Source organism: Paenibacillus silagei (assembly GCF_017874735.1).
GTDB lineage: Bacteria > Bacillota > Bacilli > Paenibacillales > Paenibacillaceae > Paenibacillus_AQ > Paenibacillus_AQ silagei.
The window spans coordinates 1-10,778 of record NZ_JAGGLV010000018.1 but is presented as its reverse complement, the minus strand read 5'-3'; the positions used below and the strand labels follow the sequence as shown (position 1 = coordinate 10,778).

The following is a 10,778-nucleotide window of genomic DNA, read 5'->3' as shown; positions in this document are numbered from 1 at the left end:
AACCGGTAGCCGCTACAAGCTGCGGTGCAGCAGCTCCAGCACACCGCGCAGTTCGGCGACTGCCACCTGCCCCGGTGCCGAAGGCTTATGCGCCGCACCGAAGGTCAGCGCCGAGCCGAAGATCTCCCCGGCCAGCCGGCTGATCACGCCCTCCCCGGCCATCGACATCGTAATGATCGGACGGTCCGCATACTGCTCCTGCATCCGGTTCGTCGCCGCCAGCAGGGTCAGCACATCGGCTGGCCCTTGCGGCATTACGGCAATCTTCGGCAGATCGCCGCCCAGCTCCTGCGCCCGGCACAGCCGGGAGACAATCTCATCCTCGGACGGCGTCCCGTCGAAGTCATGATTCGAGAGAATCACGAACACTGCCTGTCCATGCGCTGCTGCAATCAGTCTGCGGACCTCCGCTTCCTCTTGGAACAGCTCCACATCCACAATATCCACCAGCCCGCTCTCTATCGCCGCCTGGATCAGCCGGAAGTAATAGGCTGTGGAGATTTCCTTCTCGCCGCCTTCCCTGGCGCTGCGGAAGGTGAAGATCAGCGGAATCTCCGGCAGCAGGCGCTGGATGTCCTCCAGCACCTGGGTCACGGCATTAATATCTTCCACCTCCGTGAAGAAATCACTGCGCCACTCCACCACATCCGGCGCCAGTGCGATTAGCGCCTCAGCTTCTTCACGCAGCTCCGTCCGCGTCGTTCCGACCAGCGGAACACAGATTTTGGGCATCCCTTCTCCGAGGGTTATATTCTTGACGGTTACTGTACCGCTCAAACGTGTCAGCTCCTTAGCGGACCCGGAGTCTCAGAGCTTCCTCTGACGCTCCCCGCTTAATTTGTCTGTTATATAAAACGCACTTAAGGTTTGAACTCGAAGCTTGGTCGTCGCTGCGGTGAACATTTGGACTTCCGGCCGCTGTTGTCACCAGATTTCTTGATTTAATCCGCTACTCGCGGTTGAAATCCGTTGATTAGCTGATGCTTACGATGCGAGCTTTCCTTCGGAAAGCTTTCAGGCGGACGCTACCGCTCCTACAGTTCCAAATTTCCCCTCCGCTTCTTTTTGCTTTTCGTTAATTTCTTTAGTGCGTCTTATATAGTATCTGCTTCCTTTATCACACACACGGAATCTACTGGGATCTACAGGTCTTGTGGCTCTGCATTAGCAGCTGTCCGCAGGAACTGCTCCACCTCTTCCAGTCTGGGCAGAGAAGCAATTGCACCGGTCTTGCCAACCGCCAGCGCACCGACAGCATTGGCGAAGCGGACCGCTTCCTCCAGCGTCCTGCCGCAGGTCAGCTGCCAGGCCAGCGCCCCGTTGAAGGAATCTCCGGCTGCGACCGTATCTACCGCTTGCACAGGGAAACCCTGAACATGCCGGCTTCCGGCAGCGTCCACGATTAGCGCCCCTTTGGAGCCCAGCGTTACAATGACGTGCCGGACCCCTTTTGACAGCATTATCCGGGCAGCACGCTCTGCATCCTCCACACTCTCCACAGCGATACCGGCCAGAATCCCCGCCTCTGTCTCATTCGGAGTCAGGTAGGTAATATGGTGCAGCAGCTCATCGCTCAGCGGCTGGGCCGGAGCAGGATTAAGAATCACCGGAATCCCATGCCGGTACGCCAGGACTGCCGCAGCCCCGCACATCGCCAGATCCGTCTCCAGCTGCATCACCACGATCCCGGCTCCGCTGATCACTGTCTCAAGTGCTTCAATATCCTCCGGCTTCATCTCCACATTCGCGCCAGGCACTACGATGATCCGGTTCTCACCGGACCCGTCGACCACAATGGAAGCTACCCCTGTAGCCTGGGATTCACTCAGCGAGATATACTCGGTATGAACCCGCTCCTGCTCCATAATCTCCAGCAGCCCGCTGCCAAAAGCATCCTTTCCCACTCTGCCGATCATCGTCACATCCGCGCCCAGTCTGGCCGCCGCAACGGCCTGATTCGCCCCTTTTCCGCCCGGAGACAGAGCGAACCCCTGACCGAACAGGGTCTCACCCGCCTCCGGCGCGCGCTCTGCCCGCACGACCATATCCATATTCAGACTTCCAATTACGACTATACTCAATCCTTTACACCACCACTTGGTTTATTGTTTGCTTTATGGTTTAGATGAAGCTTGTACATTTTTACTCCCCTTATCTTATGGCCTTCCGGCAGGTTTATCAAATTTTATTTATCGGCTCCGCAGGCAGCCAGTTGTCACCGAAACTCCGCTGTGCTTTTTAAGGATAAATATGCTAGAATGATGGTGCAATCGCTTCCAGAGCCCGTCCTGCCTCATTGAGCAAACGTTTGCATCTTAGATACAGCCTGCAGCAACCCGTTATTATCTAAATCGCATTTAGGAGGCTTATCACGTGAGCGAGAACCACTTACCGTCAGTAGCTTATTTCAGCATGGAGTATGGACTGCATTCCGATTTCAAAATGTACGCCGGAGGCCTGGGCATTCTGGCCGGAGATTATATCAAGGGCGCGCAGGATATCGGGGCACCTATCATCCCCATCGGACTCAAATGGAAACAGGGCTACACGGACCAGAAGATTGATGCGAACGGCAACCCCTACGACTCTTACCACAACTATGTGTACGACTTCCTGGAAGATACGGGTGTCAAGGTCACGGTAAAAGTCAGAAAGACCGATGTGGTCTGCAAAGTGTGGAGAACCGACCATTTCGGTAACCGTCCGCTCTATTTGCTCGACACCGATATCCCGGAGAACAGTGATACCTGGATTACCGGCCAGCTCTACGGCTGGTTCGGGGAGGAGCGGATTGCCCAGGAGATCGTGCTGGGCATCGGCGGCGTCAAAGCCATGCGCGCTCTAGGAATTAAGATCGATGTCTATCACTTCAACGAGGGACATGCGGCGCTCGCTGCAATCGAGCTGATCCGGGAGAAGATGTCCGGCGGCAGTACCTTTGAAGAAGCCTGGAAGGCTACACGAGAAGAGGTTGTGTTCACTACACATACACCGATTAAGGAAGGCAACGAGACCCATCCGCTGGACCGGCTGGAGTACATGGGGGCCTTTAATGGCTTAACCCGGGCGCAGATGGAGCGGATCGGCGGTGATCCCTTCAACATGACCGTTGCCGGCCTGCGGCTATCGCGGATCTCGAATGCGGTCGCCCAGCTTCATGCCGATACTGCCAACAAGATGTGGAAGGAAGTCGCCGGCAGATCCGAGATCATCGGCATCACCAATGCGATTCACACCCCTACCTGGGTAGATGAGCGGATGACCCGTGCTTTTGAGGAGGGCGGCGACCTGTGGGCCGTCCACAAGGAGATCAAGCAGGAGCTGATCAGCTTCATCGAAGAACGCTCCAGGATCGCCCTGAATCCAGAGCATCTGCTGATCGGGTTCTCCCGCCGCGCCGCCCCCTACAAGCGCAGTGACTTGATTTTCTCCCGGCCGGACATTATAGAGCCGTACCTGGAGAGCGGCAAGATTCAGATTGTGTTCTCCGGCAAGGCGCATCCGCTGGACGACAACGGCAAGCGGATCGTCAGCAACCTTATAGCCATGATGCGCAAATATCCGAAGAGCGTAGTCTTCCTGGAGAACTACGATATGACCATCGGAGCCCAGCTGACCCGCGGCTCTGACATCTGGCTGAACAATCCGCGCAGACCGCTCGAAGCCAGCGGAACCTCCGGGATGAAGGCCGCCATGAACGGCGTCCTGAACTGCTCCATCCTGGACGGCTGGTGGCCGGAGGCCTGCATCGACGGCGAGAACGGCTGGCAGATCGGCGGCGGCTTCGAGACTACCGACTTTGCGGTGCTTGACCAGCATGACAGCGATGCACTGTACGAGACCCTTCTGAACCGCGTCCTCCCGGTCTTCTATGAGAATCAGGCCAAGTGGGTGCAGATGATGCACCGCAGCATCGAGACCACCCGCACCGAGTTCGCCACCAAACGCATGCTGGATGAATACTATAACCGAATGTATATCCCAAGCTAACTTACAGTAGTTTTTGCTCCTGTCACCCGCATCCAGTTGCTGCTGCTCCGTTACTATTCACGAATCCCCCTCCTGTCCGCTGCTGCGGGCGGGAGTTTTTTAGGCCCTCCTGACATTTCCCATACCGCTACTTGTAGCTTCATCCGGCCTCATTATGCCCATCTTCACGCTGCTCTTAATGGAGCTTTATTTCTCACCCGCAGACCATCGCTCATATCATGAATCTATCTTCTCCCGCATACACTTAATTATAATAATTATAAAAAAGGATTGATTTTATTTAAATTCTTGCTATTATAATATTTATACTTATTCTAAAATCAAATCCTATACGAGGTGATTGTGTTCATGACCACAAACAATAACAACAAGCTAACGACAAGCTGGGGCGCCCCCGTAGGTGACAACCAGAATTCAATGACCGCCGGTGCCCGTGGCCCCGTGCTGCTGCAGGATGTCCATCTGCTGGAGAAGCTGGCCCACTTCAACCGTGAGCGTGTGCCTGAGCGTGTCGTTCATGCCAAAGGCGCCGGTGCCCATGGTTATTTTGAAGTCACCAATGATCTCTCCCAATATACGAAGGCTGCCTTCTTGTCGGGCGTCGGCAAACGTACCCCGATGTTCATCCGTTTCTCTACCGTAGCCGGGGAGCTGGGTTCATCCGATACGGTGCGCGATCCGCGCGGCTTTGCTGTGAAATTCTACACTGAGGAAGGCAACTACGACCTGGTCGGCAATAACACGCCTGTCTTTTTCATCCGTGATGCCATCAAGTTCCCGGACTTTATCCATACCCAGAAGCGCCATCCGCAGACCCATCTGAAGAACCCTAATGCCGTCTGGGACTTCTGGTCTCTCTCCCCCGAGTCTCTGCACCAGGTGACGATTCTGATGTCCGACCGCGGCATCCCGGCTACTCTCCGCCATATGCATGGCTTCGGCAGCCATACGTTCAAGTGGGTGAATGCTGAAGGCGCAGCCGTCTGGGTGAAATATCACTTCAAGACAGAGCAGGGCGTCAAGAACCTCGATGTTAAGCTGGCTGCACAGCTAGCCGGGGAGAACCCGGATTATCATACAGAGGATTTGTTCAACGCCATTGATACTGGAGACTTCCCGGCCTGGAGGCTGCATGTGCAGATTATGCCTGTGGAGGATGCCGACACCTACCGCTTCGATCCATTTGATGTAACCAAGGTGTGGTCGCAGAAGGATTATCCGCTGATTGAGGTAGGCCGCATGGTGCTGGACCGCAATCCTGAGAATTACTTCGCCGAAGTGGAGCAGGCTACCTTTTCTCCCGGCTCATTCGTTCCAGGCATAGAAGCTTCTCCAGATAAAATGCTTCAGGGCCGCCTGTTCGCATACGGGGATGCCCACCGCTACCGGGTAGGAGCGAACCATAACCACCTGCCGATTAACCGGCCTATCGCAGAGGTCAACAATAATCAGCGCGACGGCGCGATGAATGCTACGAATAACGGGGGAGGCTCCGTCTACTACGAGCCCAACAGCGCCGGCGGGGCAACCGAGTCAGCGCCGCATAAAGCGGCTGCTTTTGAAGTCTCCGGCCAGGCGGACAGCGTGTCTTATGACCATGACGATCACTACACTCAGCCGGGTGACCTGTACCGTCTGCTCAGTGAAGAGGAGCGTGCCCGGCTCGTGAGCAATATTGTCGGCGCGATGACTCCAGTGGAGTCCGAGGAGATCAAGCTCCGCCAGATTGGCCACTTCTACCGAGCCGATTCGGAGTTTGGCCGGCGAATTGCAGAAGGACTGGGTTTGGCTGTAACAGAGTAACCTCTATCCACAGCAAAGAAGGGATAAGCATCGTCGCTTACCCCTTTTTTGCATGATATGCAGCTTATATTTCCAGATTCATGAGACAGAGAGATTTTAGACTAGTGGCCTGCTCCGTGATTGTTAATAGAGATATTGCCAGAGGATGCGGATAAGTGGCCGCCTGCGCTTGCCGTTGTTACCACTACGCTTGCACTAATCAGCAATACGGCTGTTAATAACGAGATCGCCTTTTTCATCTTTTAAAAACTCCCTCTCTAAGATATTTTTCATTACATTTTGATAAGATTCTTGTTGTTCTGCGGTCGCATGGCTTCGGATATGTTCATAAAACGACACAATCTTCCTAAAGCCTGTCCCGTCATAAAGTTTACTACTTATTACCAAAATATAGAGAGTCAGATTAATTGCATCATGAATTTTCTCCCTTTTATACAAATAAATTGCACTAAGATGCATGTAGTCTATGTAGTATCTGATATCTTCCTGCTTCTCTCTGCAGCTTAGTTCCTTCAATGGCTCATTGAATTCATCCAGTACCCAGTCGATAGAAAAGTTGTACTTAATGGCCGATTCCAGCACAGTAATCAAGCAGGCAAGCAGCTCCTCCTGGTCCCCTGTACGAATGAATTCAATATAATCAGGGAGAACTTCAACCTTTCCTTCCAGCAGATCAATGACGAAGGTGTTGGCTATCGCAATGTTCCTGTAGTATTCCACTTCTACGGCAGCTTCCTGATCCACATCCGTGATCCAGCTCAAATCCGAATACAAGCCTATACACTTTCTTGATTCAGCGAGGTTACCGAGCTTTTGATAGGCAATCCCCTTCATGCACGCACTGTAGCCGAGATAATACGCTATATTTTTTTTCAAATAATACTTCTTTGCACCCTGTCGATGGGAGCCGTAGGTTAGAACTGCAAGTTCAAAGAGCTTGTCTGAAATCTCGAGAATTGCCGTCCAGTTCTCCCATGAGAACGAGACTTTAAGCATGTCTGTCAAAGAGTCTTCATTCATCCCATCCAGTTCCAGCAATTTCTATCTTGCCTCCTATCATTCCATTATATTCCAATAATAACCTGCTTCACCGCTCCGGTCAATTCATTCCCGACATATATATCTCTAAAAAAGCCTTTATTCTCCAGTTGAGCTATTCAATCTAACCTTTTCGACAATTTTATTCCATATTATGTAATATTGTAGTCTGCGGCTACTGCTGATACACATCCAGCCACTGCTCCAGCTGCTCTTTCAAGCGCTCCCTGGCCGACTCCGGCTCCAGAATCTCAGCATTCGGGCCATATTGCAGAATCCACTTGATGAACTCCTTCTCATTATTAACCGTGACTTCGAACAGCAGCGTTCCATCGCATTCTTCGCTCATCCGCGGCTGTACGAACAGCTCCTCTTCCTTAATGTAACGCGCCACCTCCGGATCGAACCGTACCTTGAACGTGACATTCCGGGTCCCCCGGTTGATCGACCAGGTATTTTTCAGATATTTTTTAATATTGAAATTTCCCTTATCAAAAGTGGAAGCCGTCATCTCGACCTGCTCAAACCGGCTGATCCGGAACGTACGAATTGCGCCCTTCAGATGGCAATAGCCTATCAGATAAAAGCGCTGATCCCGCGGGATCAGATAATAAGGATCAATCTTCCGCGCTGTAGTGGCGTTGCGTGACTGCGAGTGGTATACCGTCCGGATGCTGCGCTGCTCCAGAATGGCTCCAATAAGCGGCTGCAGGAAGTTCCGGCTCTCCTTGCGGTAGGCCGGGGTACCCATTTGAATAATATCCGCGATATTCTCCAGCAGGCCATTCTGCCGCGATTTCTCCTTCAGATGAGTCCCCATCACCTTGTCATAAGCAGAATGAAAACCCGGCGGGATTCTATCCGGATTCAGCACAGAAGGCAGCAAAGAGAACGCCAGCGACTCCTGCTCCGAGAAATCCAGCGGATATAAAAAGAATTTGCCCATGAACCGGTAGCCCGTGCCTCTTCCCTCATTCGTAACCGGTGCAAAGTGGCTGATCACCTCAAGATCCCTGTAGATCGTTCTAATATTCACCTCGCACCTAAAAGCCAAGTCTGCTGCGGTAATCCCCGGGTTCGACTGAATGGCGTTAATGATTCTGAAAATCCGTATTACTTTGTCTGTCATAACAAATGCTCCTCAGCTTCCAAGTAAGTGTTGCCTATGATCCAATAGTCCAATAGTTATACTATATCAGTTCTATAGAAACATAACGCCCTCCCATACTATTGCAACATTCCAGCCCTTACAACAAATCACCCTAGCGGCTGAATGATACTGCTGCCTCTATACCACTCGTATACGAAGCTCACTTTTCTCCATCTCTCTGCCTTCTGGCGGCCATTTGACAACTACAGCCCTAAGCGCTTCGGCTCACAGGTACTCTGAGTTCTATGTGTTCGGTTATTCGATTACATTCGGCCTACGTGGCGCCCCCATTCCAATTGTATTCGGTTTTTTGATTACATTTGGTCATTCACCTTCCCTCCATCACATTGTGTTCGGTTTTTCGCATACATCCGCCCCGTTTAGCTCCTCCGCAGCAAATGTATTCGGTTTTTCGCACACGTTCTGATTTGTTTCTTACTTTAATGGCGATAATGGCGATGCTTCCACCTCCTATCTCTTACCAATTCTAAGCATTTTCTCTCACCGACCGCTTGAATTGAGCCGCATTGTTGCATATCTTGCAGGATTTCTCTAAAAATGTTACGGGCTACGCTATATTGTTGCATCAATTGCAGGAATTCCGGTGATTAGAGCAACTTAGTGCTGGCTTTGTTGCATTTCTTGCAGGATTTCAGCATCGGTCGCTTCTATTGGGCAGTATTGCTGCATTTCTTGCAGGAATTCTAAACAATGTTACGAGCTGTGGAGCATGGGACACGCGCACTTATATCACCCAATGTGTTCTGTTTTTCGCATACATTTCCAAATAGCAAAAAAAGTCCGCCTTCCCCATAGGGATGACGGACTCACGTGATACAGATATAAGCGGGTGATGGGAATCGAACCCACGCTATCAGCTTGGAAGGCTGAAGTTCTACCATTGAACTACACCCGCATAGGTGAAATGAAATATCGGGATGACACGATTTGAACATGCGACCCCCTGGTCCCAAACCAGGTGCTCTACCAAGCTGAGCTACATCCCGTTAATAAAAATGGCGCGCCCTGAGAGATACGGATGCTACGCATCCGATTGCGAAGTTGTGCTATCGAAGCATATGCTCCAACGAACTCGTTCGAATCTGACGGACACTTAGATAATTCAATGAAGCAATATATGGCGCGCCCTGAGAGATTCGAACTCCCGGCCTTTTGATTCGTAGTCAAACGCTCTATCCAGCTGAGCTAAGGGCGCAAAATCTATATGGAGCGGACGACGGGAATCGAACCCGCGACCCTCGCCTTGGCAAGGCGATGCTCTACCGCTGAGCCACGTCCGCAAAAACATGGTGCGCGTGAAGGGACTTGAACCCCCACGTCGTGAAACGCCAGATCCTAAGTCTGGTGCGTCTGCCATTCCGCCACACGCGCACACGTTACAAGAAAATGGTGAGCCATGAAGGACTCGAACCTTCGACACCCTGATTAAAAGTCAGGTGCTCTACCAACTGAGCTAATGGCTCTCATAAGAGAAACAATCCAAAAAAGATGGCTGGGGATATAGGAATCGAACCTATGAATGACGGAGTCAAAGTCCGTTGCCTTACCGCTTGGCTAATCCCCAATATTATAATTAGCAAAATACTACGGAATCGGATGGATACTCTATACTTCGAGATATAGGATGCTCAATCCCTCATGTCTTAATACCAATTAAAATGGCGGAACAGGGCGGGATACTCTTCACTCCGTTACGAGATTGCGAAGTATTCCTTACGAAGCTTAGGCTTCAACGAACCCAGGGAATTCTCATCCCTTAAGCCATTAAAATGGCGGAACCGACGGGATTCGAACCCGCGATCTCCTGCGTGACAGGCAGGCATGTTAGGCCAACTACACCACGGTTCCAGAATAAAAGGTTTTGGGGCCCCCGGAAAGTATTCGGAATATGCTACAGAGCATATCCTCACTTTGTGGGGAACAATTGCGGGGGCAGGATTTGAACCTGCGGCCTTCGGGTTATGAGCCCGACGAGCTACCGGGCTGCTCCACCCCGCGTCATTGAACAAAATCTATTCGGTTAAGATAGATGGTGGAGGCTGAGGGGTTCGAACCCCCGACCCTCTGCTTGTAAGGCAGATGCTCTCCCAGCTGAGCTAAGCCTCCATGTATCAGTTCCAAAAAAATGGTGACTCGTATGGGATACTCTTCACTCCGTTACGAGATTGCGAAGTATTCCTTACGATGCCTATGCTTCAACGAACCCAGGGAATTCTCATCCCATCATTCAGAGAAGAAATTGGTGACTCGTATGGGATTCGAACCCATGTTACCTCCGTGAAAGGGAGGTGTCTTAACCCCTTGACCAACGAGCCATGCTGTGTAAAAAGTATTGCTACGGAGAGAGAGGGATACTCTTCACTTCGTTACGAGATTGCGAAGCCGTGCTAACGAAGCCTATGCTCCAACGAACCACTGAGGGTTCTCATCCCTATTCAAAGAAGTATTGCTACGGAGAGAGAGGGATTCGAACCCTCGAGACGCTTGTGGCGCCTACACGATTTCCAATCGTGCTCCTTCGGCCAAACTCGGACACCTCTCCATATGGCTCCCCGAACAGGACTCGAACCTGTGACAACTCGATTAACAGTCGAGTGCTCTACCAACTGAGCTATCAGGGAATATGTAACCAATCAGGGCAAAAAAAATACCACAATGTGTGTGGATGGTCCGCTTGGCGGCGTCCTACTCTCCCAGGACCCTTCGGTCCAAGTACCATCGGCGCTGGAGGGCTTAACGGTCGTGTTCGGGATGGGTACGTGTGGAACCCCTCCGC

At 51.8% G+C, this 10,778-nt stretch carries 6 protein-coding genes, 13 tRNA genes and 1 rRNA gene; 2 read left to right on the top strand and 18 right to left on the bottom strand.

The genetic code is table 11. The features are described from left to right. Positions 1 to 12: 12 nt before the first annotated feature. Positions 13 to 777, bottom strand: coding sequence for a type I 3-dehydroquinate dehydratase (aroD, locus tag J2Z70_RS22995; protein ID WP_209877060.1), 765 nt, complete (start codon positions 775 to 777; stop codon positions 13 to 15). 365 nt (positions 778 to 1,142) lie between these two features. After that, entirely contained in the window at positions 1,143 to 2,081 is a 939-nt protein-coding gene (rbsK, locus tag J2Z70_RS22990) for a ribokinase (protein ID WP_209877058.1), read from the bottom strand. A gap of 292 nt (positions 2,082 to 2,373) precedes the next feature. On the opposite strand from rbsK, the gene glgP reads away from it, so the two are divergent. Further along, positions 2,374 to 3,990, top strand: coding sequence for an alpha-glucan family phosphorylase (glgP, locus tag J2Z70_RS22985; RefSeq protein ID WP_209877056.1), 1,617 nt, complete (start codon positions 2,374 to 2,376; stop codon positions 3,988 to 3,990). A 348-nt stretch (positions 3,991 to 4,338) separates the two neighbouring features. Next, the gene (katA, locus tag J2Z70_RS22980) at positions 4,339 to 5,793 is read left to right on the top strand and encodes a catalase KatA (RefSeq protein ID WP_209877053.1); all 1,455 of its coding nucleotides are present in this window, start codon (positions 4,339 to 4,341) and stop codon (positions 5,791 to 5,793) included. A gap of 195 nt (positions 5,794 to 5,988) precedes the next feature. Here the strand turns inward: katA and J2Z70_RS22975 are convergent, their stop codons facing one another. The 16 genes from J2Z70_RS22975 to rrf all read right to left on the bottom strand — a co-directional run. Continuing rightward, on the bottom strand, positions 5,989 to 6,831 hold the full coding sequence (locus tag J2Z70_RS22975) for a DNA-binding protein (RefSeq protein WP_209877052.1): 843 nt from the start codon (positions 6,829 to 6,831) through the stop codon (positions 5,989 to 5,991). Between the two features lie 175 nt (positions 6,832 to 7,006). Then, complete coding sequence (locus J2Z70_RS22970; RefSeq protein ID WP_036731198.1) at positions 7,007 to 7,960, bottom strand: helix-turn-helix transcriptional regulator; 954 nt, start codon at positions 7,958 to 7,960, stop codon at positions 7,007 to 7,009. 866 nt (positions 7,961 to 8,826) lie between these two features. Next, positions 8,827 to 8,897 (bottom strand) — tRNA-Gly (locus J2Z70_RS22965). A 17-nt stretch (positions 8,898 to 8,914) separates the two neighbouring features. Then, positions 8,915 to 8,988 (bottom strand) — tRNA-Pro (locus J2Z70_RS22960). Positions 8,989 to 9,120: 132 nt separating this feature from the next. Next, positions 9,121 to 9,197 (bottom strand) — tRNA-Arg (locus J2Z70_RS22955). A gap of 10 nt (positions 9,198 to 9,207) precedes the next feature. Then, positions 9,208 to 9,282, bottom strand: a tRNA-Gly gene (locus J2Z70_RS22950). Between the two features lie 7 nt (positions 9,283 to 9,289). Further along, positions 9,290 to 9,373 (bottom strand) — tRNA-Leu (locus J2Z70_RS22945). Positions 9,374 to 9,389: 16 nt separating this feature from the next. Further along, a tRNA-Lys gene (locus J2Z70_RS22940) sits at positions 9,390 to 9,465 on the bottom strand. A 26-nt stretch (positions 9,466 to 9,491) separates the two neighbouring features. After that, positions 9,492 to 9,566 (bottom strand) — tRNA-Gln (locus J2Z70_RS22935). A gap of 206 nt (positions 9,567 to 9,772) precedes the next feature. Next, positions 9,773 to 9,850, bottom strand: a tRNA-Asp gene (locus tag J2Z70_RS22930). A gap of 76 nt (positions 9,851 to 9,926) precedes the next feature. Further along, positions 9,927 to 10,000 (bottom strand) — tRNA-Met (locus tag J2Z70_RS22925). A gap of 32 nt (positions 10,001 to 10,032) precedes the next feature. Beyond that, a tRNA-Val gene (locus tag J2Z70_RS22920) sits at positions 10,033 to 10,108 on the bottom strand. Between the two features lie 134 nt (positions 10,109 to 10,242). Further along, positions 10,243 to 10,317 (bottom strand) — tRNA-Glu (locus J2Z70_RS22915). A 137-nt stretch (positions 10,318 to 10,454) separates the two neighbouring features. Then, positions 10,455 to 10,544: transfer RNA gene (locus tag J2Z70_RS22910), tRNA-Ser, on the bottom strand. Between the two features lie 3 nt (positions 10,545 to 10,547). Beyond that, positions 10,548 to 10,623, bottom strand: a tRNA-Asn gene (locus J2Z70_RS22905). 51 nt (positions 10,624 to 10,674) lie between these two features. Then, positions 10,675 to 10,778: ribosomal RNA gene (rrf, locus tag J2Z70_RS22900) — 5S ribosomal RNA — on the bottom strand; the annotation flags it as partial.